The organism is Pseudomonas sp. W2Oct36, assembly GCF_041060465.1.
In the GTDB taxonomy this organism is placed as follows: Bacteria; Pseudomonadota; Gammaproteobacteria; order Pseudomonadales; family Pseudomonadaceae; genus Aquipseudomonas; species Aquipseudomonas graminis_B.
Genome location: NZ_JAUERW010000013.1, coordinates 19760 through 42669 on the forward strand (window position 1 = coordinate 19760; position 22910 = coordinate 42669).

20 protein-coding genes are annotated in these 22910 nt (G+C 63.0%); 9 read left to right on the forward strand and 11 right to left on the reverse strand.

What is annotated here, in order from left to right; all coding sequences use genetic code 11:
- Positions 1–17 precede the first annotated feature (17 nt).
- Both maiA and hppD read left to right on the forward strand, forming a co-directional pair.
- On the forward strand, positions 18–650 hold the full coding sequence (maiA, locus tag QWI18_RS17180; protein ID WP_369319355.1) for a maleylacetoacetate isomerase: 633 nt from the start codon (positions 18–20) through the stop codon (positions 648–650).
- A gap of 142 nt (positions 651–792) precedes the next feature.
- Complete coding sequence (gene hppD, locus QWI18_RS17185; RefSeq protein WP_369319356.1) at positions 793–1869, forward strand: 4-hydroxyphenylpyruvate dioxygenase; 1077 nt, start codon at positions 793–795, stop codon at positions 1867–1869.
- A 185-nt stretch (positions 1870–2054) separates the two neighbouring features.
- Here the strand turns inward: hppD and QWI18_RS17190 are convergent, their stop codons facing one another.
- Positions 2055–2849: an IclR family transcriptional regulator gene (locus tag QWI18_RS17190; protein ID WP_369319357.1), complete on the reverse strand. Its 795-nt coding sequence runs from the start codon at positions 2847–2849 to the stop codon at positions 2055–2057.
- A gap of 108 nt (positions 2850–2957) precedes the next feature.
- Here QWI18_RS17190 and hmgA point away from each other — a divergent pair, with 108 nt between their 5' ends.
- Together hmgA and fahA are read left to right on the forward strand one after the other, a co-directional pair.
- On the forward strand, positions 2958–4274 hold the full coding sequence (gene hmgA, locus QWI18_RS17195) for a homogentisate 1,2-dioxygenase (protein ID WP_369319358.1): 1317 nt from the start codon (positions 2958–2960) through the stop codon (positions 4272–4274).
- Entirely contained in the window at positions 4271–5569 is a 1299-nt protein-coding gene (fahA, locus tag QWI18_RS17200) for a fumarylacetoacetase (RefSeq protein ID WP_369319359.1), read from the forward strand. The genes hmgA and fahA overlap by 4 nt, the downstream gene beginning before the upstream one ends.
- A gap of 553 nt (positions 5570–6122) precedes the next feature.
- Here fahA and QWI18_RS17205 read toward each other — a convergent pair.
- The 4 genes from QWI18_RS17205 to QWI18_RS17220 all read right to left on the reverse strand — a co-directional run bounded on the left by QWI18_RS17205 (position 6123) and on the right by QWI18_RS17220 (position 11183).
- On the reverse strand, positions 6123–7580 hold the full coding sequence (locus tag QWI18_RS17205; RefSeq protein ID WP_369319360.1) for an amidohydrolase family protein: 1458 nt from the start codon (positions 7578–7580) through the stop codon (positions 6123–6125).
- Positions 7581–7584: 4 nt separating this feature from the next.
- Positions 7585–8445, reverse strand: a complete 861-nt coding sequence (locus tag QWI18_RS17210) for a MurR/RpiR family transcriptional regulator (RefSeq protein WP_369319361.1) — start codon at positions 8443–8445, stop codon at positions 7585–7587.
- Positions 8446–9795, reverse strand: coding sequence for a gluconate:H+ symporter (locus QWI18_RS17215; protein ID WP_065989551.1), 1350 nt, complete (start codon positions 9793–9795; stop codon positions 8446–8448). It abuts the gene before it with no gap.
- 341 nt (positions 9796–10136) lie between these two features.
- A complete protein-coding gene (locus tag QWI18_RS17220; protein ID WP_369319362.1) occupies positions 10137–11183 on the reverse strand; it encodes a GlxA family transcriptional regulator in 1047 nt (348 codons plus the stop codon).
- A 163-nt stretch (positions 11184–11346) separates the two neighbouring features.
- On the opposite strand from QWI18_RS17220, the gene QWI18_RS17225 reads away from it, so the two are divergent.
- The gene (locus QWI18_RS17225) at positions 11347–12027 is read left to right on the forward strand and encodes a DJ-1/PfpI family protein (RefSeq protein ID WP_065989554.1); all 681 of its coding nucleotides are present in this window, start codon (positions 11347–11349) and stop codon (positions 12025–12027) included.
- On the opposite strand, the gene QWI18_RS17230 is transcribed toward QWI18_RS17225, so the two are convergent.
- Positions 12024–12665, reverse strand: a complete 642-nt coding sequence (locus tag QWI18_RS17230; RefSeq protein WP_065989556.1) for a TetR/AcrR family transcriptional regulator — start codon at positions 12663–12665, stop codon at positions 12024–12026. The genes QWI18_RS17225 and QWI18_RS17230 overlap by 4 nt on opposite strands.
- 267 nt (positions 12666–12932) lie before the next feature.
- On the opposite strand from QWI18_RS17230, the gene QWI18_RS17235 reads away from it, so the two are divergent.
- Positions 12933–14030, forward strand: coding sequence for an MBL fold metallo-hydrolase (locus QWI18_RS17235; RefSeq protein ID WP_369319363.1), 1098 nt, complete (start codon positions 12933–12935; stop codon positions 14028–14030).
- A gap of 10 nt (positions 14031–14040) precedes the next feature.
- Here the strand turns inward: QWI18_RS17235 and QWI18_RS17240 are convergent, their stop codons facing one another.
- The 3 genes from QWI18_RS17240 to QWI18_RS17250 form a co-directional block, all read right to left on the reverse strand.
- Positions 14041–14196 carry a hypothetical protein gene (locus tag QWI18_RS17240; protein WP_167355798.1) on the reverse strand — a complete coding sequence of 52 codons (156 nt, stop codon included), beginning with the start codon at positions 14194–14196 and terminating at the stop codon, positions 14041–14043.
- Between the two features lie 46 nt (positions 14197–14242).
- Positions 14243–15790 (reverse strand): FAD-dependent oxidoreductase, encoded by a 1548-nt coding sequence (locus QWI18_RS17245; RefSeq protein WP_369319364.1) that lies wholly within the window; start codon positions 15788–15790, stop codon positions 14243–14245.
- Positions 15791–15956: 166 nt separating this feature from the next.
- Entirely contained in the window at positions 15957–16445 is a 489-nt protein-coding gene (locus tag QWI18_RS17250) for a GFA family protein (RefSeq protein WP_369319365.1), read from the reverse strand.
- Between the two features lie 191 nt (positions 16446–16636).
- Here QWI18_RS17250 and QWI18_RS17255 point away from each other — a divergent pair, with 191 nt between their 5' ends.
- Both QWI18_RS17255 and QWI18_RS17260 read left to right on the forward strand, forming a co-directional pair.
- Positions 16637–18262 (forward strand): methyl-accepting chemotaxis protein, encoded by a 1626-nt coding sequence (locus QWI18_RS17255; RefSeq protein WP_192134266.1) that lies wholly within the window; start codon positions 16637–16639, stop codon positions 18260–18262.
- Between the two features lie 281 nt (positions 18263–18543).
- Positions 18544–19788, forward strand: coding sequence for an AGE family epimerase/isomerase (locus tag QWI18_RS17260; RefSeq protein WP_369319366.1), 1245 nt, complete (start codon positions 18544–18546; stop codon positions 19786–19788).
- Positions 19789–19863: 75 nt separating this feature from the next.
- Here the strand turns inward: QWI18_RS17260 and QWI18_RS17265 are convergent, their stop codons facing one another.
- Both QWI18_RS17265 and QWI18_RS17270 read right to left on the reverse strand, forming a co-directional pair.
- Entirely contained in the window at positions 19864–20646 is a 783-nt protein-coding gene (locus tag QWI18_RS17265; RefSeq protein WP_369319367.1) for an exodeoxyribonuclease III, read from the reverse strand.
- A gap of 119 nt (positions 20647–20765) precedes the next feature.
- Positions 20766–21863: an AbrB family transcriptional regulator gene (locus QWI18_RS17270; RefSeq protein WP_369319368.1), complete on the reverse strand. Its 1098-nt coding sequence runs from the start codon at positions 21861–21863 to the stop codon at positions 20766–20768.
- 102 nt (positions 21864–21965) lie between these two features.
- Here QWI18_RS17270 and QWI18_RS17275 point away from each other — a divergent pair, with 102 nt between their 5' ends.
- Positions 21966–22868 (forward strand): LysR family transcriptional regulator, encoded by a 903-nt coding sequence (locus tag QWI18_RS17275; protein ID WP_065989580.1) that lies wholly within the window; start codon positions 21966–21968, stop codon positions 22866–22868.
- The last annotated feature ends 42 nt before the right edge of the window (positions 22869–22910 follow it).

Below are 22910 nucleotides of genomic sequence, written 5' to 3' on the forward strand. Positions count from 1 at the left end.
AATAACAGGCCATTCCCGTGGATCTTTTCACCTACTACCGATCGACCTCGAGCTACCGGGTGCGCATTGCCCTGGCGCTGAAAGGTCTCGCGTTCAACCCACTGCCGGTCAACCTGATCCGTGACGGCGGCGAACACCACACGCCCGATTATCTGGCGATCAACCCCCAGGGCCGCGTCCCCTCTCTAAGGCTGGACGACGGCGAGGTGATCATCCAGTCCATGGCGATCATCGAATACCTCGAAGAATTATCCCCTGAACCTGCATTGCTCCCCGACGCGCTGCTCGACCGTGCGCGCCATCGGCAGGTCGCCGCCCTGATCGGCTGCGACATCCACCCGCTGCACAACGTCGCGGTGCTCAATCGCCTGCGCGGCATGGGCCACGACGAAGGGGACGTGACGGCGTGGATCGGCCACTGGATCGGCGAAGGCTTCGCCGCAGTGGAGGCCCTGATTGGCGACGCCGAGTTTTGTTTTGGCGCGGTTGGCCTGGCCGATGTGTATGTGCTGCCTCAGGTGTATGCGGCGCGACGCTTCAACGTGGACATGACTCCGTATCCACGCATTTGCCGGGTCGAAGCGCTGGCGTTGCAGCATCCGGCGTTTCAGACCGCCCATCCCGATGCGCAATCGGACAAGCCGGAGTAATCTTTCCCCCATGAAAAGCTTCGGTCTGCAATTGATCTTCGGCGACTTCCTCGCCCGCAGCGTGCGGGGGATTTCCTGCGCGCCACCCGCTGAATCGTGATTCGAGCCGCTGTGCCTCTCACTCTTTAGCAGGAGCAAGACCGTGACTGATCTCTACGAAAACCCGATGGGCCTGATGGGCTTTGAATTCATCGAATTCGCCTCGCCCACCCCGAACGTGCTGGAGCCGGTGTTCCAGATCATGGGCTTCACCAAAGTCGCCCATCACCGCTCCAAGAACGTGTCGCTCTACCGTCAGGGCGCGATCAACATCATCCTTAACAACGAGCCGAACAGCGAAGCGTCCTACTTCGCTGCGGAGCACGGTCCTTCCGTGTGCGGCATGGCCTTCCGGGTCAAGGATTCGCAACTGGCCTACAAGCGCGCGCTGGAACTCGGCGCCCAGCCTGTGGAAATCGGCACCGGGCCGATGGAGCTTCGCCTGCCGGCAATCAAGGGCATTGGCGGCGCACCGTTGTACCTGATCGACCGTTTCGGTGAAGGCACCTCGATCTACGACATCGACTTCATGTACCTCGAAGGCGTCGACCGTCACCCCAAGGGCGCCGGCCTGCAATTCATCGATCACCTGACCCACAACGTCTATCGCGGGCGGATGGCCTATTGGGCGAACTTCTACGAGAAGCTGTTCAACTTCCGCGAGCTGCGCTATTTCGACATCAAGGGCGAGTACACCGGCCTGACCTCGAAAGCGATGACCGCGCCGGACGGCATGATCCGCATCCCGCTGAACGAGGAATCCTCAAAGGGCGCCGGGCAGATCGAAGAGTTTTTGATGAAGTTCAATGGCGAGGGGATTCAGCACGTCGCGTTCTTCACCGAAAACCTGATCGACACCTGGGACCGGCTCAAGGCGCTGGGCATGCGCTTCATGACCCCGCCGCCGGACACCTACTACGAAATGCTCGAAGGCCGTCTGCCCAACCACGGCGAGCCCGAGCATGAGCTGAAAGCGCGGGGGATCCTGCTGGACGGCAACTCCGAAGGCGGCAGTCAGCGTCTGCTGCTGCAAATCTTCTCGGAAACCCTGATGGGGCCGGTGTTCTTCGAATTCATCCAGCGCAAGGGCGACGATGGCTTCGGCGAGGGCAATTTCAAGGCGCTATTTGAGTCGATCGAGCGCGATCAAGTGCGCAGGGGAGTGTTGGCGGTGGATTGAAGTACGCAGCCCGATTTGGTGCACGCGATATGTCTGTAGGACCGGCTTCAGCCGGGAAGGGGCCGGTTTGAACACCATCAATTTTGTGGCGTAACCGCCGACGTCTTCCCGGCTAAAGCCGGTCCTACACGAGGAACGCGGTCCGTCAGTGGGAGCGCGGTCCTGCCCTTTGGGATCCTGACCAATCACTCCAGCCGCGGCATTTCCCCACCCATCCGCGCGCTGATCGCCTGTGCCGTTTGCAGCAGTTTCTGCGCGGCCGTCGCCTGGCGCTGATCGGTAAACACCGACGCCGAACCCACCACCGTCACCACACCCACCAGCTTGTTGCCCATGGCAAACACCGGCGACGACACCGCGTTGACGCCGGCCATCAACATCCCGTGAATCTGATGCACCCCGGTGCTGCGGATTTCGTGGACGTGCCGATCGATCTCCTTCAACTGCGCTGCATTCAACGAGGCTGATTCCGCCTCTCTCAACGCGGCGGTTTCGGTCGGCGACAGAAAGGTGTCGAACACCAGCCCGGTGGACGAACCGAGCAGCGGCAGCACCGAACCGATCTGCGTGACCAGGGTGACCGCCCCCAGCGACTGCTCGACGTACACCACCGTCGGGCCTTTGTTGCCCCACACGGCCAGAAAGCAGGTTTCGTTGAGTTCGTCGCGCAGGGCGATCAGGGCCGGAGCAGAGGTCTTCAGCACATCCAGTTGGCTCAGTGCCGCCAGCCCGACCTGCAAGGCGGAGCGCCCCAGCCGGTAATGGTTGCTGGCCGGGTCCTGTTCGGCAAAACCGCTGTCCACCAGCGCTTGCAGGTAGCGATGCACCTTGCTGGCCGGCATGCCGACGTATTCGGCGAGTTTCGACAGTGACGTGGCAGGCGCCAGTTCGGCCAGCGCCTTGAGGATGCCGACGCCGACCTCAGCCGACTGGACTTTCTGCTGGCGCGGCGCGGTGGCGGGGGTGGAATCGTCGGTCATGGAAGGGAGGCCCCCGGTCTGGAAAGGCTGCTTTATAGCTTGACCCTTCTACAAACTCAAATTACGTTATGCGTAACACGCTTACGATAAAAACAATAAGAGGTCGTCATGTCGACAGCACCCCGGTCCGAGTCCCTGCGCTACCAGCGCGGATTCGGCAATCAATTCAGCAGCGAGGCGATGCCGGGCGGTTTGCCCCACGGGCAGAACTCGCCGCAGCGTCACCCGCTGGGCCTCTACGCCGAGCAATTCTCCGGGACCGCGTTCACCGTACCCCGCGCCGAAGCCCGACGCTCCTGGCTCTATCGCATTCAACCCTCCGCCGCGCACCCTCGTTTTCAGCGCCTTGAGCGGCAGATCCCCGGTCAGCAGCAAGGCCCGGTCACACCCAATCGCCTGCGCTGGAATGCGTTCGACATCCCCGCCGAACCCACCGATTTCATCGACGGCCTGCATGCCCTGGCCAGCACCTCGTCTGCCGAACAGGCCGAGGGCGTAAGCGTCTACGTCTACACGGCCAACCTTTCTATGCAGCGCGCGTTCTTCAGCGCTGACGGCGAATGGCTGATCGTCCCCCAACAGGGCCGATTGCGCATCACCACCGAGCTGGGCCTGCTCGACATTGAACCCCAGGAAATCGTCGTGCTGCCCCGTGGTTTGAAATTCAGCGTCGAGTTGCTCGACGGCACAGCGCGGGGCTATCTCTGCGAGAACCACGGCTGCCCCCTGCGCCTGCCGGACCTCGGGCCGATCGGCAGCAACGGCCTGGCCAATCCCCGGGATTTCCAGATCCCCCACGCGCATTTTGAGGACAGCGCACAGCCCACCGTGCTGGTACAAAAGTTTCTTGGCGAGCTGTGGGCGACGCCGCTGGGTCATTCCCCCTTCGACGTCGTCGCGTGGCACGGCAACAATGTTCCGTACAAATACGACCTGCGCTTGTTCAACACCTTGGGCACCGTGAGTTACGACCACCCCGATCCGTCGATCTTCACCGTGCTGACCTCGCCGAGTGCGGTGGCGGGTCAGGCGAACATCGATTTCGTGATTTTCCCGCCGCGCTGGATGGTGGCGGAAAACACCTTCCGGCCACCGTGGTTCCACCGCAACCTGATGAACGAATTCATGGGCCTGATCGACGGTGCCTACGACGCCAAGGCCGCAGGTTTCATGCCGGGCGGTGCGTCGCTGCACAACTGCATGAGCGCCCACGGCCCGGACAACGCCAGCGCCGAGAAGGCTATCGCCGCCGAGCTGACGCCGCACAAGATCGAGCAGACCATGGCCTTCATGTTCGAGACCGGCAAAGTTCTGCGCCCCAGCTATCACGCGCTGGAATGCCCACAGCTGCAAAGCGACTACGATGCCTGCTGGGATGGCATCGCCAGAACGTTCAAGCCTTTCGACACGGACAGCCAACGATGAGCACTCCACAGCATCCGCGCAGCTGGGTGACCAGCGCCAACGACCATCCTGATTTCCCCCTGCAAAACCTGCCCTTGGGCGTGTTCAGCCGCCCTGGTTTCGGCAAGCGCGGCGGCGTGGCCATCGGCGATTTCATTCTCGACCTGCAAACGGCCCTTGAGGCCAGCCTGTTCAATGGCGCCGCGCGGGTGGCTGTCGAAGCCGCCTGTCGCGGGCAGTTGAACGACTTTTTCGCCTTGGGTGGTTCGTCGCGCCAGGCCCTGCGCAACGAATTGCTGCACTTGCTCGACGAAAAAACACTACAGCGTGAACGCTTGCAGGCCATGGGGGATCGTCTGCTGGTGCCGATTAATGACTGCCAGATGCACATGCCTGCGCAAGTCGGCGACTACACCGATTTTTACGTCGGCATTCATCACGCGATGAACGTCGGCAAGCTGTTCCGCCCGGACAATCCGCTGTTGCCGAACTACAAATACGTGCCGATCGCTTATCACGGCCGGGCGTCGACGCTGGGTGTGTCCGGGATGCCGGTCAGGCGCCCCAGCGGACAGACCTTGAAACCGGGCGCCGAGACACCGGACTTCGGGCCGAGCAAGCGCCTGGATTACGAACTGGAAGTGGGCGTGTGGATCGGGCAGGGCAACGAGACGGGCGAGCCTGTCCCCATCGGCAAGGCGGGCGAGCACATCGCCGGTTTCTGCTTGCTGAACGACTGGTCGGCCCGGGACCTGCAGGCCTGGGAATACCAGCCGCTGGGGCCGTTTCTGTCGAAGAGTTTTGCCACCAGCATTTCGCCGTGGGTGGTCACGGCCGAGGCGCTGGCGCCGTTTCGTGCGGCCCAACCGGCGCGTCCAGAGGGTGACCCGCAGCCGATGGCTTATTTGTTCGACGAGCAGGATCAGGCCGGGGGCGCGCTGGACATCGAGCTGGAAGTGCTGCTGCTCACCGTGCGGATGAAAGAGCAGGGTATCGCGCCCCAGCGCCTGTCCCTGAGCAACACGCTGAACATGTACTGGACCGTCGCGCAGATGGTGGCCCACCACAGCGTCAACGGCTGCAAGCTGCAAGCGGGCGATCTGTTCGGCACCGGCACCTTGTCAGGCCCGCACCCCGGCCAGCTCGGCAGCTTGCTGGAGATGACCCAGGGCGGAAAACACCCGATCGAGCTGCCCAACGGTGAGACCCGGACCTTTCTGGAAGCCGGCGACGAGGTGACCCTCAAAGCCCGCTGCCGCAAGGAGGGGGAAGTGAGCATCGGGTTTGGCGAATGCCGTGGGGTGGTGATGGGCTAAACCAGTCCTGCTGACACAGCGCATGCTCTGAGTGGGACCACGCGCTTTTAGTGGGACCGGCTTCAGCCGGGAAAGCGTCATGCGTGACACCCCGTAATTGATGGCGTCTACATGGGCGTCTTCCCGGCTAAAACCAGTCCTACGGTCGAGGTCACCGCCGATTTCTCTGGACGCATGGGATGTTTCGTAGGACCGGCTTCAGCCGGGAAAGCGTCATGCGTGACACCCCGTAATTGATGGCGTCTCCATGGGCGTCTTCCCGGCTAAAGCCAGTCCTACGGTCGAGGTCACCGCCGATTTCTCTGGACGCATGGGATGTTAGTAGGACCGGCTTCAGCCGGGAAAGCGTCATGCGTGACACCCCGTAATTGATGGCGTCTATATGGGCGTCTTCCCGGCTAAAGCCAGTCCTACGGTCGAGGTCACCGCCGAATTCTCTGGACGCATGGGATGTTTCGTAGGACCGGCTTCAGCCGGGAAGAGGCCAGTGTGTGCAGCTCAGATTTGCGGTGTGGCGCCCGACGTCTTCCCGGCTAAAGCCAGTCCTACAGAATCAACCAAACCCACCCACCAACGACCCACTCCTCGGCAAGAACCGTCCTTGCCGTTCCCCCTGAGGTTTACCTTCGGCGTAACTCAGATGCCCGTTCACCCACACCGCATCAATCCCCTCGGCAGCGCGCTTGGGTTCTTTGAAATCCGCCACATCGCGCACGGTTTCGGCGTTGAACAACACCAGATCCGCGCAATACCCTTCGCGCACGAATCCGCGATCATGCAGCCCGAAGCGTGTGGCGGTCAGTCCGGTCATCTTGTGCACAGCGGTGTGGAGCGGAAAAAGCCCCAGATCCCGACTGAAATGTCCAAGCACCCGGGGAAACGCACCCCACAGGCGCGGGTGCGGGAACGGGTCTTCCGGCAGACCGTCCGAACCGATCATCGACAGCGGGTGCTTCATGATCCGCTGCACGTCGTTCTCGTCCATGCCGTAATACACGGCGCCAGCAGGTTGCAGTTTTCGTGCGGCCTCCACCAGCGACAGGCCCCAGTCGGCGGCGATGTCCTTCAGCTCGCGGCCGCCCTGGTCCGGGTGCGGCGTCGACCAGGTGATGGTGATCGGGAACGCATCCGTGACCTGCTTTAAATCCAGCGTTGAAGAGCTGGCCGCATAGGGATAGCAATCGCAGCCCACCGGGTGGCTCAGCGCGGCGTTTTCCAGGGACGCCAGCAGCTGCGGACTGCGGCCCCAGTTGCCGGCGCCCGCGCATTTCATATGGGAAATAACCACCGGTGATCGGGCGTGACGGCCGATCGCGAACGCCTCGTCCATGGCCTCCAGCACCGGCTCGAACTCACTGCGCAGATGAGTCGTGTACACCGCGCCGAACGCCGTGAGCTCCTCGGCCAGCTGCTTGACTTCGTCGGTCTCGGCCGAGTAAGCCGAGGCGTAGGCCAGACCGGTGGATAGGCCCAGCGCACCGTCCGCCAGGCTGTCGCGCAATTGCCCGCGCATGGCGCTGATTTCATCAGCGCGCGCCGTTCGAAAAAGATCGTCCATGTGATTGCTGCGCAGCGCAGTATGGCCGATCAGCGCCGCCACATTGACCGCCGGCCGCGCCGCATCCACCGCGTTGCGGTAGTCGATGAAGCGCGGATAAACGAACGCGGCGGTGGGGCCCAGGAGGTTCATCGGGTCCGGCGGATCGCCCGCGAGCGTTACCGGCGAGGCGCTGATGCCGCAGTTGCCGACGATCACCGTGGTCACGCCCTGGGTGATCTTCGGCAGCATCGCCGGCTGGCGAATCACCACGGTGTCGTCGTGGGTGTGCACGTCGATGAAACCCGGCGCCAGTACGCGGCCGGCGGCGTTGATTTCTTCGCGGGCGGAGACGTCGTGGAGGTCACCGATCCGCTGGATGCGGCCGTCGCGGATGGCTACGTCGGCTCGGTAACCGGGGGTATCGCTGCCGTCGATCACCAGCGCGTCGCGAATGATCAGGTCGTAAAGCATGGGGTCAGTCTCCAAGGGGCAGGCCGTCGTCGCCGCCGCGGTAGTCATCCAGCGCGAGTTTGATCCGTCGCAGCCGTTCGCGGTTGGCGTCGGGCGCCGTCAGCGCCAGTTCGGTGGCCAGCACGTCGATGGTCAGCAGCATGCCGTAGCGCGCGGCGGTGGGTTTGTAGATGAAATTGGTTTCGGCGATCTGCAGCGGCAGCAGGACATCCGCCCGTTCCGCCAGCGGTGAGCCGGGCAGGGTGATGGCGAGAATCTTCGCGCCATAGCTGCGGGCCAGGTCCACTGCGTCGAGCAGTTCAGGGGTGCGCCCGCTCAGTGAGCAGACAATGACGCTGTGCTCGGGGCCAAGGGTTGCGGCGATCAAGCGCATCATCACCGGATCGCGGCTGGCGGCAATCGGGTAGCCGAGGCGCACGAGGCGGGTCTGTAGTTCTTCGCTGCACAGGCTGGACGCGCCGCCCATGCCGAAGCTGTGAATCATCCGCGCTGGCGTCAGCAGAGCCACCGCCGCCTGGAAGCGCGACTCATCGAAACCGGCCAGGTGCTGGCGCAGGGTGGACTCGATGTCGCCGACGATCTGGGTGAAAAACGCCGACTGTTCCGGCGCCTGCTCCGGGGTGAGGAAGCGGTTGCCCACGGCGCTGGCCTGGGCCAGTTGCAGGCGCAGGTCGCGCAGGTCCTTGCAGCCCACCGTACGGGCGAAGCGTGACAGCGTGGCGCTGCTGACCTCGGCACGGGCGGCGAGGTCGTCGAGGCTGGCGCTGGCGGCAAAGGCCACGTCGCTGAGCACCAGCCTGGCGATGCGGCCTTCCCCGGCGCTGAAAGAGTCCTGACGGGCGCGGATCTGGTAAAGAATGTCCACTCAGATCACCTGCGCCAGCCCGAGGGTCAGGACGAAAGCAATCACCGATATCAGCGTTTCCAGCACCGTCCAGGTTTTGAAAGTCTGTGCCACGGTCATGTTGAAATACTCCTTGATCAGCCAGAACCCGCCGTCGTTGACGTGGGAAAAAATCACCGAGCCCGCGCCGGTTGCCAGCACCAGCAACTCCGGATGGGGATAGCCCAGACCCAGCGCGACGGGGGCGACGATGCCGGACGCGGTGGTCATCGCCACGGTGGCCGAGCCGGTGGCGACGCGCATCAGTGCGGCGAACAGCCAGCCCATCAACAGCGGCGACAGATGCCAGTCCTGCGCCAGACCGACAATCTCGTTGGTCACGCCACTGTCGACCAGAATCCGGTTCAGACCGCCGCCGGCGCCCACCAGCAACGTAATGCTGGCCGTTGGTGCCAGGCACTCCTGGGTGAATTTCAGGATCGAATCCCGGGAGAAGCCCTGGGCAATCCCCAAGGTCCAGAAGCTTAGTAACGTGGCCAGCAGCAGCGCGATCACCGAGTTGCCGATGAACAGCAGGAAGCTGTTGAAGCCGCTGCCCGGCGTGGCAATCAGGTTGGCCCAGCCACCCAGCAGCATCAGTACGACCGGCAGCAGAATGGTCGCCATGGTGATGCCAAAGCTTGGCAGTTGGGCGCGGGGTTCGCGGTCGAGAAATTGTTTGGCGAGCGGGTTTTCATCGGGCAAGTGAATGTGCGGCACGATGAAGCGCGCGTAGATCGGGCCGGCGATGATCGCCGTGGGGATGCCGATGAGGATGGCGTAGAACAGGGTCTGGCCGACCGACGCCTGATAGGCCTGCACCGCCAGCATCGCGGCCGGGTGCGGCGGCACCAGGGCGTGGACCACCGAGAGGCCGGCGACCATGGGCAGCCCGACCATCAGAATCGACACGCCGACCCGACGTGCGACGGTGAAAGCGATGGGCACCAACAGCACGAAACCGACTTCGAAAAACAGCGGCAGCCCCACGAGAAAGGCGATGCAGACCATCGCCCAGTGCGCGTTGCGCTCGCCAAAGCGGTCGATCAAGGTGCGCGCCACCTGCTCGGCGCCGCCGGATTCGGCCATCATCTTGCCGAGCATGGTGCCCAGCGCCACAACCAGCGCGATGTGCCCCAGCGTCTTGCCTACGCCGCCCTCATAGGACGCAACGACGGCATTGGCCGGCATCCCGGCGACCAGGGCGAGGCCGACGGACACCAGGGTGATGACGATAAACGGATTGAGACGAAACCGCGCGATAAGCACGATCAAGGCAATGATCGCGACGGCGGCGTAGACCAACAGAGACAGGCCGGTTGACGGAGGCATGCAACGGATTCCTTGCTGAGGATGAGGAGGTCAGGGCTTGGGCGGCGGCGGGGCTGAGACTGTCGAGCTGAAACAGGGCAGGACTCCCCCGCGCAGTGGCGTTAACCGGTGCGCAGCCAGGCGGTGAAAACGATCTCGGCAGTGGGTGTTGCAAGCGCCATCAGCGGCGAAAGAAGAGCAGGGGCGGGACGATCACAGGCAGTCATTATTGTTATCTCTGATTTCGTGATGAAAATTAAATTACACGAAACAGTATAAAAATATCAATTCGTGAAAATTAATTTCTCCTTGAGCCTTGCCTTGTAACGCATCTCAGTCACGCAAGCTCACTCCCACAGGTCTCAAGGCGCGCCCCGGATTTCCCGGTCGCTGCAACCCATTAGTGGCAGCTTGTAGCGGCCAAGCCATGCCGCGCTGAAACGCTCTCGATACGCCTGGGGCGTCACCGATACCGCGCGCATGAAGCTGCGGCGCAATGTCTCTTCCGTGCCGAAACCGCAGCGGTCGGCGATGCGCTTGATTGGCAGCGCGCTGTCCCCCAACAGACGCCGGGCCGCTTCGACGCGCAACTGCTCGATGGCCCGCGCTGGCGTGTTGCCGGTGTGGGCGCGGTAGTGGCGGACGAAACTGCGCTCGCTCATGCCGACCTGAGCCGCCAGCGTGCCGACGGACAGGTCGCTGGCCAGGTTGTCGAGAATCCAGGCGTGCAGGTCGCCAAACCGGCTGCCCTGATCGCGGGTCTGGTGCTGCATCGACAGCGCGGTGCTGAATTGCGATTGCCCGCCCGGGCGCTTGAGAAACACCACCAGATCCCGCGCGACGGCCAGTGCGATGTCGCGGCCCAGGTCCGCCTCGACCATTGCCAGCGCCAGATCGATGCCTGCCGTCACCCCGGCCGACGTCCACAGTTTGTCCTCGTTGATGAAGATCGGGTCCGGGTCGACGCGCAGTTGCGGGAAGCACCGCGCCAGTTCGTCGCAACTGTCCCAGTGAGTGACCACCCGATGACCGTCCAGCACGCCGGCGGCGGCGAGCAAAAATGCGCCGGTACACACTGACGCCACGCGCCGGGCACTGGCGGATTGCGTTCGCACCCAGTCCACCAGAACCGGGTCCAGCAGCGCCGTGTGCACCGCGCCGCCACCGGCGATGATCAGCGTGTCCGAAGGCGTGGACGGCAGCGGGTGAGTGAGCAGCCCAAGCCCGGCGGAGGAGATCACGCTGCCGGGGTCCCGAGCGATAACCTCGGGCCGGTAAGGGATTTTTTTCAGGCCGGCTTCCTGCGCCATGACGTTGGCCGAGGCGAACACCTGCAGCGGTCCGGTGACGTCGAGTAACTGAACGTTGGGAAAGGCCAGAACATGAACCGGCCGGGGCTGATGGGGCATGGCGCGCTCACTGTGAAGATTGGCGTGAATTGTTGGCTTTATGGCGTATCCGCCAGAGGCTAGCCCTCTACAGTACTTTCGTCCAGCCGGTGGCCTTCAGGTGCAACCGGCTGCTCGGCTCACGCATTCAGATGACCCACGTTTAAACGATAAGGAACACGCCATGACCCTGCATATCGGCCTGCTGGTATTCCCCAAAGTCCAGCAACTGGACCTGACCGGTCCCTACGATGTTTTCGCCACCATGCCCGGCGTGGTCGTGCACCTGGTCTGGAAAGATCTCGAGCCGCTGCAGTCCAGCACCGGCCTCACCCTTGTCCCGACCGCGACCTTCGCCGACTGCATCGACCTCGACGTGATCTGCGTGCCGGGCGGGGTAGGCGTCGATGCATTGATGGAAGATGCGCAAACCCTGGCGTTCATCCGGCATCAGGCCGCGACGGCTCAGTACGTGACCTCGGTCTGCACCGGCGCGTTAGTGCTCGGCGCGGCCGGGCTGTTGAAAGGCCGCCGCGCCACCACCCACTGGGCGTCCCATTCACTGCTGGAGCAATTCGGCGCGATTCCGGTACACGAGCGCGTGGTGCGCGACGGCAACCTGATGACCGGCGGCGGCGTGACGGCGGGGATCGATTTTGCGTTGACGCTGATCAGCGAGGTGTTCGATCCGGATACCGCCCGGACCATTCAGCTGCAACTGGAGTACGCACCGGCGCCGCCTTACGATTCGGGGCGACCGGACACGGCCCCGGCGAATATCGTCGGCGTCGCCATTGATCGCGCCATGCAGGGTTTGCTGGCCCGTCGGCAGATCGTCGAGCGCGTCACGGCGGCCATGGACTAACGGGCAGTAGTGGACCGAGATTTGTCGAGCGGGATTTCATACCAGCACAGGAACAGGTCGAGGGCCGACTCCACCACTTCGCGTTGCTTGTCCGGCGCGAGCAGGGGTTCGTTGAGGGTGACTTGCGGCCAGAAGGCGAAGGCCTTGAGCAACGCATGGATCTGCGACGCGGCGAACACCGGCTCGACGGCCTTGAGGCGGCCGTCCTGCTGGGCGCCGCGCACCCAGACGGTGAAGGTTTCTTCGCGCTGATTGAGTCGGCTGACCCAGACCTGCGCGCGATCGGGGGAGTGGATGGTCGCGCCGATGGCCACGCGGGCCAGGTCGATGAAATTGCTGTCGCCGAGGGTTTTCATTTTCGCGTCGAGCAATTCGCGCAGTTGATCGCGCAGGGGCACGCCGGGTTTGTACACCGCATCGGTCTGCGTCGCGGCGGAGGACCACAGACGATGGAGCATTTCGGAAAACAGCTCTTCCTTGCTGGGGAAGTGGTTGTAGACCGTGCGCTTGGAGACCTCCGCCCGGGCGGCGATGCGGTCCATGCTGGTGACCTCGAAACCGTTGTCGCGAAATTCGGCTATCGCCGCTTGAACAATGGCTTCGCGTTTACGGTCGGTCAGTCGCAGTGGGGCAGTCATGGATTCGCTTCTGTGAGGTGAGCCGGGCAACCAAGTCACCCGGCAAGAAAATTACACCGGGCAGTTTACTTCTCTTTGCCCATCGTGCAAGCTTGAAACTACACTGTGTAGTGTAGAAGCGGCCGGAAGCTTCAAGTTTTAAGCTTCAAGCTAAAGCCACGGCCGAAGCCAAAGCGCAAGGCGTACGTCATGCTCTTGCAGCTTGCAGCTTGCAGCTTGCAGCTCGCACAGCACCACCTTCACCCGTTTCATGGAGTCAGCACCCTCATGGCCTCGATCGACAAACACCTTGATTCACATCCTGCGCTGCCCGTCCTGACTCGGCGTGAAGGCCGCTATTTCAATCACAAGCCGATGGCGCGCTCAGGCTTCGTCAAGACCCTGCGCATCTTCTGGAACGCCCTGTTCAACAAGCCCCACCACACCCGCCCGGCCGGCGAGATACCGGTTCAGCCGCTGTCGCGCCAGCAACTGTTGGCGGCGCCCGACAACACGGTCTATCGGCTCGGCCATTCCACCGTGCTGCTGAAACTGCGCGGTGAATACTTCCTCACCGACCCCGTCTTCGCTGACCGTGCCTCGCCGGTGCAGTGGGCCGGTCCGCAGCGCTTCCATCAGCCGCCGATCAGCCTTGCAGACCTGCCACCCCTGAAAGCAGTGATCCTGTCCCACAACCATTACGACCACCTCGATCACATGACCATCCAGGTGCTCAAGGACAAGGCCGAGCATTTCATCACGCCGCTGGGGGTAGGGGACACGCTGATCGAGTGGGGTGTGCCGGCGGCCAAGGTTCAGCAGTTGAACTGGTGGCAGTCGACCGATATTCATGGCATTCGCTTTGTGGCAACGCCGGCGCAGCACTTTTCAGGGCGTACGTTGCGGGACGGCAATCAGACGCTCTGGGCGTCGTGGGTGATGCTCGACGGCGAGCAGCGGATCTTCTTCAGCGGCGACACCGGTTATCACGACGGCTTCAAGTTGATTGGCGAGCAGTACGGCCCGTTCGACCTGACGCTGATGGAAACCGGCGCCTACAACGAAGACTGGCCAGACGTGCACATGCAGCCCGAAGAAACGCTGCAGGCGCACATCGACCTGCTCGGCAAGTGGCTGCTGCCGATCCACAACGGCACCTTCGACCTGGCGATGCACGCCTGGCACGAGCCGTTCGACCGGATTCTCGCGCTGGCGTGGGACCGCAGCGTTGCCATCACCACCCCGGAAATGGGCCAGCCTTTTTACGTGCAGTACCCGAGCCGGGGCGAGGCGTGGTGGCTGAAGGTGGAGACCGCTCAGCAGTCTGCAACCGGCCGCTGCGCAAAGCAGCAAAGTGATCGTCAGCAGGCCACCAGCCGCGGCTGATGCCGCTGGTTCAGGGTTTGGCGTCGGTCGCGTCTGCCGGATGCTCCGTTTCCGGTGGTCGCTGTTGTTCACCACTTTGATTGGCTTGTTTGTGTTCCTCGCCGACCTTGCCTGCGTTTTCAGGCTTGTGGTCGAGGTCTTCGCGGTTGGACTCTTTATCAGGCATGGCGCCCTCCGGTATGCGGATAAATGAATGACGCTGAAGTGCGTGCTCAATCACCGATCTGGTTGATCAGCATCTGCGCTTCATCTTTGAACAGCGGTTGTTTCATGCGTTCGGCGAGCATCGCCATGGGCCGTTCGCGCCCACAGCTGACCACGGCCGCCACCACATTCTGCTTGCAGAAAAGCGCCAGGAAGTCGAACCGCTCCGGTTCGCCCAGGTAGACGATGTCGTCCCAGTCCTCTGCGTGGCCGAGATAATCCAGGCGCTTTTCAAAATGGTAGGTCCAGAAATACGGCACGTCGGTGTAATGCCGGTCTTCGCCGAGCATATTGCCCGCCGCGATACGTGCCTGCTGTTGGGCAAGCCGCCAGTGCTCGATGCGCTGCGGCTGGTGGTTGAGTGGAAAGGTGGCGATATCGCCTGCCGCCCACACATCCTTGCCTGCGCGCATGCCGTCGTCGACGGGGAGTGAGCCGTCCTCCTCCAGCTGAAGACCGTCGATGAAATGCGTGACCGGACTCACACCGACGCCGACCAACGCCAGATCCACCTGCAGTCGTTCACCATTGCTGAGCACGGCGGTCTGCAGCACCTGCTGGCCGTCCCGTTCAACGCCTTCGAAACGACTGACATCGACGTGGGTGCGGAACAACACGCCGTTTTGCTCATGCAGCGCGCGCAGCGCCTTGCCGATGCGCTCGCCCAGGAGGCGGACAAACGGCACTTCGTGATGGGCCAGAATCGTCACGTTCACACCCTGTGTGCGCAACGCCGACGCCGCTTCCAGCCCGATAAAACTGTCGCCCACGACCAACGCGTGGCTGCCGGGGTGGACCGCCTCGAGAATTCGGCTGGCGTCATCGCGGCTGCGCAGCGTCAGCACCTGCGGCAGATCGGCGCCCTCCACAGGCAGCGCGCGGGGCTCGCCGCCCGTGGTGACCAGTGCCGCGTCATAGTCAAAGCGGCGCCCGTCCGCCAGGGTCGCGCGCTTGTTGATGACGTCCAGCTTCATCACCTCGCCGTGCACCCGCTCGATGCGGTTATCCAGGTAAAACCCCTCTTCGCGCAGGGCAGGGATTTCATCGGTTTTCATTTCGGCGGACAGCACAAATTTGCTGAGCGCCGTGCGGTCGTAGCCGGGCTCGGCTTCTCTGTCGATGAGCCGTAATTGACCGTTGAAGCCTTTTTCCCTCAACGCGCAGGCCGCCGCTGTGCCCGCGGCCCCGGCGCCAATGATGACGAAACGGCGGCTGTCCTCGGCCAGTGTCGGCGTGTGAACGGCCATGGGTTGGTCATCGACGTGCACGTGGCCTTCAATGAGTTGAACGGGGTAGCGGATAAGAGCGTCCAGGGCGGGCGGTTCGCACAGGTGGCCGTCGTCTATGGAAAATTCGGCTTTGTGCCAGGGGCAGATCAGGTGACCGTTGCAGATGGCGCCGTCCGCCAGGGGGGCGCCGGCGTGGGGGCAGAAGGCTTGAAACGCGCGGACTTCTTCGCCGTGCAGAACCAGTAGCGCCTTGGTTTCGCCAAACTCGACCTGGAGACCGCGGTCTCGATGAAGCTCGGTCAGGGTGGCGACTCGATGCAAAGGCATGTGCGCTTCCTCGTGGGCTTATTATTGGGCTTATCAGCGTTTAGTTGGGAGTGGGCCGGCGGGGGAGAGGTTCAGGGAATTATCCAGTGGTCGGTCGGGCGGGCGCTCCGTCGGCAGCCACTGCCAGAGGAACGCCCGACGCCTGTGCTCATTCCAGCGCGGCAGATTATTGAGTGAGCTTCAGCCGCTCATGCCAGTCGGCAATCGACTCTTCAGGGTAGGCCTCGAACTGCTGGTCATGGGGCCCTGCGGCCACTTCCACCCACGGCGCTTTGGAGTTCAGCAGCAGGTGGGTGTGCTCCGGCGGGGTCGGCAACGGCGTGTCGATGGCCGACGCGAAGGGATGAATCAGCGCCGGCCACTCGGGGCTGAACAACCACAGACCGCTGCCGCACCGCTTGCAGAAATGCCGTTCGGCGCTGCTGATGTGGGTTTCGTGACCGTCGTCATCGCGCATTTTGGCGTGGTAGATGGCGATGTTGTCCTTGCCTTCGACGGTGAGGCTTTTCGCATCGCCGCCCAGGTTGATCGCGTAACCGCCGCCACCTTGGGTTTTGCAGCAGATCGAGCAGTAGCAGCGCTGATAAGGATAGGGATGGGCGCTTGTCAGGCTGAATGCGACGGCGCCGCAGTGGCAGGAACCTTCCAGATGCATGATTCACCTCGGTTCAAATGGGGTATGGGGCTCAAGGGTCTAGACCCCGCACGCTGGCAGGGTTCGATGTTTTCTCGAACAGGCGTTCGGATTCTTAGTGGGCCGACGGCTAAAGAACCCTGCGGCAATGTCGATAAGCCATGGTCATACGACGACTTTGCGTCCCGCCCCTACAACAACGAGCCCCCGCTATGAGCCTACGCAACCTGACCATCGCCCGCCGCGCCGGCCTTGGGTTTACCCTGATTTCCCTGTTGGTCGCGTTGCTCGGCTGGTTCGCCTTGAGCCAGATGTCGACGATTCGACAGAGCGAGGTGGCGGTCGAGAGCAACTGGATGCCGAGCATGCGTCTGGTCAACGATATCCGCGAAGCGATGCTGCGCATTCGCACCATCTCGCTGCGGGTCGCCCTCGACGCCGATCCAAAAAACGTCAGCGTTTATAAAGGCCAGATGGACGCACGTTCGAAAATCCTTGATGAAAAACTCACCAGCCTCGACGCCTTTATCGACACGCCGGAGGAGAAGGCGCTGTACGGCAAATTCCGCGCGACCCTGGTTGAGTATCAGCGCGGTTTGACCCAGTCATTCGCCCTTGCCGAAAGCGGTGAGCTAAAGGCACTGAACAAGCTGCTGCTGGTGGACATGAAGACTGCCGTCGACAACTCCGGCGCGCAATTGGGCGATCTGGGTGATTTCTACTCCCATCAGGTTGAGCTCGAAGGCGCGGCCGCCGAAGCGCAATACGGCAAGTCGCGCAACGTGGTGCTGGTGTTCGTGCTGATCGCGGCCCTGGCCACCGTGGTGCTCGCGGTGTGGCTGACCCGCAGCATCGTGCGGCCGTTGCAGCAAGCGGTTGATGCCGCCGAATACGTGGCGAAGGGCGATCTGACCCACGACATTCGCGTCGAAGGCAATGACGAAGTCACCCGATTGCAGAGCGCGTTGCAGCAGATGCAGACCAACCTGCGCTCGACCCTGAGCCTGATCGGCAACTCGGCGAGCCAGTTGGCGTCGGCCGCCACGGAGCTGAATTCGGTGACCGAAGACAGCCATCGCGGCCTGCACCAGCAGAACGCCGAAATCGAACAGGCCGCCACGGCGGTGAACGAGATGACCTCGGCGGTCGAGGAAGTCGCGCGCAACGCGGTGTCGACGTCCCAGGCCTCGAGCGAATCGAACACTGCGGCCCGAGACGGCCAGAGCCGGGTCATTGACACGGTCAATTCGATCCAGACCCTGTCCGGCAACGTCCAGCACACCTCGGACCTGGTGCAGACGCTGGCCGAGCAGTCCAAGGACATCGGCAAGGTGCTGGACGTGATCCGTTCCATCGCCGAGCAGACCAACCTGCTGGCGCTGAACGCTGCCATCGAAGCCGCACGGGCGGGCGAGTCCGGACGCGGGTTTGCCGTGGTCGCCGATGAGGTGCGCGCACTGGCTCACCGCACCCAGCAGTCGACCCTGGAAATCGACAAGATGGTCACCACCATGCGCAGCGGTTCCACCGAAGCGCTGGAATCGATGTCGGTGAGCCGCACCCGCGCCACAGAAACACTGGGGCTGGCCCAGGGCGCCGGCGAGTCGCTGAACCGGATCACCACCTCGATCAACGAAATTTCCGAGCGCAACCTGGTCATCGCCAGCGCTGCCGAAGAGCAGGCCCAGGTCGCCCGGGAAGTGGACCGCAATATCGTCAACATCCGCGACCTGTCCATGCAATCGTCGTCCGGTGCCAACCAGATCAGCGCGTCGAGCAATGAACTGTCCCGGCTGGCGGCGGAGTTGAATCAGGTGGTGACGCGTTTCCGGGTTTGATTGCGGAGTTCAAAGCCCTCAAAGGCTTACCGGCTAAAGCCGGTCCTACAGGCTGCACACGCAAGTAGGACCGGCTTCAGCCGGGAAGGGGCTGGTTTGAGCACTCTCAGTTTTTCGGTGTAGCGAATGACGTCTTCCCGGCTTAAGCCGGTCCTACAAACGTCCCACAGTCCGCGCCTTTCACCTCATTCACTTGCCTGTCGCTGCCCTCGGCTTGCATGATTCGCCCCGACTAATAATTCCTGGCGGGCCGAACCTGCCGACAAGATAGGTGAAGGGCAATGGATGACGTGAATCGCGATTTCAGCAGTTGGCTGCGCTCCCCGGGTCACACGGCCTGGCTGATGCAGGAGGGCAATCGGCTGCTGGCGTTTGCCAAGGCCTCGAAGCTGCCCCAAGGCTTCGGCAATCTGGACGATTTCGGCCGGCTCACCGCCGATGCCGTGGCCGAAACCATGAACACCGCCCGCATGACCCACAGTTTCGCCATGGCCCACATCAACGGTATTCCCGGTTGCGCCGCGCTGGTCGATCACGGCATCGCCGCACTGGCCGGGCCGTTGCGCGACGCTGAGCACGGTGGCTGGTTCGCCAAGCCACTGGAGCACAGCGACGACACCGGCAAGAACGCTTACCTGCACGCCTTCGTTGCCCTGGCCGCCAGCTCTGCAGTGGTTGCCCGTCGCCCCGGCGCGCAGGCGCTCCTGGAGCAAGCGATTCAGGTGATCACCGGGCACTTCTGGAGCGAGGAGGAAGGCGCGATGCGTGAATCCTTCGACCGCGACTGGAGCAACGAAGAAGCCTATCGCGGCGCCAACAGCAACATGCACAGCACCGAGGCGTTTCTCGCTCTGGCCGACGTCACTGGCGATGCGCGCTGGCTGGAACGGGCGCTGAGCATCGTCGAGCGGGTCATCCATCAGCACGCCGCCGGCAACAATTATCAAGTGATCGAGCATTTCACCCTGCAGTGGCAGCCGATGCTCGACTACAACGTCGACAAGCCCGACGACGGTTTTCGCCCTTACGGCACGACGCCCGGCCATGCCTTCGAGTGGGCCCGGCTGGTGCTGCACCTGGAAGCGGCGCGGCGCAAAGCCGGGCTGGAAGCGCCGGCCTGGCTGCTGGAAGACGCGCGGGGATTATTCGAAAACGCCTGCCGTTATGGCTGGGACGTCGATGGCGCGCCGGGGATCGTCTACACCCTCGACTGGGAAAACCGCCCGGTGGTCCGCCATCGCCTGCACTGGACCCACGCCGAAGCGGCCGCCGCCGCCGCCGCACTGCTGCAACGGACCCACGAGCAGCCATACGAAGACTGGTACCGGACGTTCTGGGAATTCAGCGAGACCCTGTTCATCGATTACGAAAACGGCAGCTGGCGCCACGAGCTCAACTCGCAAAACCAGCCCAGCGCCGACATCTGGGCCGGCAAACCGGACCTGTACCACGCCTATCAGGCGACGCTGCTACCGGTGTTGCCGCTGGAGCAAAGCCTGGCGACGGCCTTGGCGAGCCGGGCCTAGTCCGCTGGATCCTGCGCAGTCTCAAGGCCAACACTCCTACAGGTGATGTGTTGTTTGAGGAACGGTGCATCTCGCTCAAACCTTCAACTCAATCCACGTCGGTGCATGGTCACTGGCGTGGGGCAGGTCCCTGACCCAGCGATCCACGCCCGCATTTTTAAGTTTGGGCGCCAGGTCTTTGCTCAACAGCAAGTGATCAATGCGCAGGCCGGAGTTGGTCTTCCAGTGGTTGCGGAAATAATCCCAGAACGTGTAAATGCGCTCGTCCGGGAATTTCGCGCGCAAGGCGTCGGTCCAGCCCTGGTCCAGCAGGCGCTCGAAGCAGGCGCGGCTTTCCGGTTGCAGCAAGGCATCCTTCAGCCATGAGCGGGTGTTGTAGATGTCGTCGTCGGTGGGGATGACGTTGTAGTCCCCGGCCAGCACCACCGGATGCTCGCTGTTGAACAGCGAGTCGGCGTGTGTGATGAAATGCTCGAACCAGTCCAGTTTGTACTCGAACTTCGGCCCCGGCTGCGGGTTGCCATTGGGCAGGTAAAGGCAGCCGACGATCACGCCCTGAACAGCCGCCTCCAGATAGCGGCTGTGCTTGTCCTTCTCATTGCCCGGCAAACCCCGGCGAATCTCCAGCGGCTCACTGTCGCGGGACAGAATCGCCACGCCGTTCCACGACGGCTCGCCCTGCCAGATCACGCCGTAGCCGGCATTGCGGATGTCGTCGGCGGGAAAGGCTGCGTCGGCGGCCTTCAGTTCCTGCAGACAGACGATGTCGGGCGCTTCCTTTTCCAGCCATTGCAACAGAATGGGCAAACGCGCGCGGATGCCGTTGATGTTGAACGTGGCGATTTTCAGCGTGGCCATGGCGTCCGCCTCCAGTGAGTGTGAAGGGTTGGAGGTCGCAGGAGCGATGAAGATTCCGTCAGACTGCGCGCGCGAGACTGTGTGCGCGAGACTATGGGCGCGAACCCGGCCGAGCGGATTCACGCAAAGCGGTGCGACACGCGAATCACCTGCCGGGCGATGTACGCGCCGGTCACAATCACAGCGAACAGCCGCAGCGTCTGCATCGCCAGCACGAAGCCGACGTCCGAATGGGTGTCGATGGCAATGATCGCCATGGCGTCAAGGCCGCCGGGGCTGGTCGCCAGGTACACCGAGAGAAAGTCCTTGCCCATGATTTCAGCGATGCCCCAGGCTGACAGGGCGCAGAGCAGGATCAGCACCAGCGCGCCGGCGATCATCGCGGGCAGCCGCCGCCAGACATAGCTGATGGTCACGCGGTCGAAGCGCAGGCCGATGTAACTGCCGATCGCGCCGTAGGCAATCGCCAGCACCCAGGTGGGCAGGGTGATCTGCAGCATGCCGCTCAATTGCAACGCGCCGCCGAGCAGCAAGGGCACCAGTAACGCCCCGGCCGGCAACCGACTGCCGAGCATCACGCCGACCCCGATCACCAGCAGGCTCAGCCCCAGATTGAGCAGGTTCATCCCGTGCAGCAGCGCGTCGGTGCTATGGGTGTCCGAACCGCCAGCATCGGCGCCGATCAGCCGGCTCACCAGCGCGCCGACCATGACCACGCAGACCACCCGCACGTATTGCATGGTGGCGACCACCCGGGAGTCGGCGCCGTAATCCTCGGACATCGCGACCATCGCCGACGCCGCCCCCGGTGAAGTCCCCCACGCCGCGGTGCTGCTCTGAATGCCGCCCCAGCGCGCCATGGCGATGCCGACCACCGCGCTCAACGCGACGGTGAGCAAGGTGGCGAAGACCATCACATGCCACGACTGCATCGCCGCCAGCAAAACGCCAACGGTCATGGAGTGGGCGACCAGCACGCCGACGGTGCCCTGACCCAGGCGGAACACGTGCTTGTTGAGGCGAACACTGGCCCCGGCAACGCCGAAGCCGATTGCCACCAGCATCGGCCCAAGAAACAGCGCGGCGGGGACGTGGAAGTACTTGAACAGTTGGCCGGCGCTACCGGCCATGAGGATGACCAGCAACCATTGGGTCAGCGGGTGCTGGTGGGCGAGGGCGAACGAGGCGGGGCGTGGCAACGCGGATCTCCAGAGCATTGGCGATTCCTGGTAGGTGTTTTCCAATGACGCCCAGTATCGACAGCGCAATCGATCAAGTCTATTTTCTAATAATCATGAATTGATAACTTTGGTTGATATATGGACCTGCGTGACCTGACTTATTTTGAAACCATCGCCGAGCTCGGTCACCTGGGCCGGGCGGCGGAAAAACTCAATCGCAGCCAGCCGGCGTTGACCAAAAGCATCCAGCGGCTGGAGGAGTCCTTCGGCACCAAGCTGTTCCAGCGCGACGGCCGCCGAATCAAGCTCACGCCGGTCGGCGAACTGTTACAGGCGCGGGGCAAGGTGCTGCAGCAAAGCATCGCCCAGACCCAGCGCGAGGTGCGCGATTTCGCCAGTGGCGCGGTAGGGGATATCCGTCTGGGCTGTGCGGCGACCATGGCCGAGTACCTGCTGCCCGAGCTGACCAATGCGTTGCTCAAACGCTCGCCTCAAGTGACCCTGAAACTGGTGATCGGTCAGGACGATATGCTGCGCGAACAGCTGCGCTCCGGGCACCTCGACATGATCATCTGCGCCCAGCGCGGCGCCGAAGAGGAGTTCACCTTCTACCCGATCCTGACTGACGAAGCGGTGGTGATCGCCAGTCGTAATCACCCGATCTTTAAGGCGCCGTTCGAGATGCGCGACCTGTGTCGCTATCGCTGGGTGTTACCGCCGTCCGGGGTGTCGTCGCGCATCTGGGTCGACGACGCCTTCGCCCGCCACGACCTGCCACTGCCGGACGTGCAAATCGAATCCAACTCGATTTCCCTGCTGCCCCGACTGATCGCCCAGACCAGTCTGCTGAGTTTCATTGCCCGGGAGACGCTGGAGTTCGGCAAGAACATGCAGGACCTGCGCGAGGTGCAGCTGGAACAAACCACCATGGAACGCACCCTGTGCGTCATGCTGCGCCGCGAAGGCTATCTGTCGCCTGCCGCCCACGCCATGGTGCGGATGCTGCGCGACGACGGCGGATCCTTCCTCAGTTTGTCCTGACCGGTGCTTTTAACCCGCCGGGTGGGTTAGCCTGCACACAGA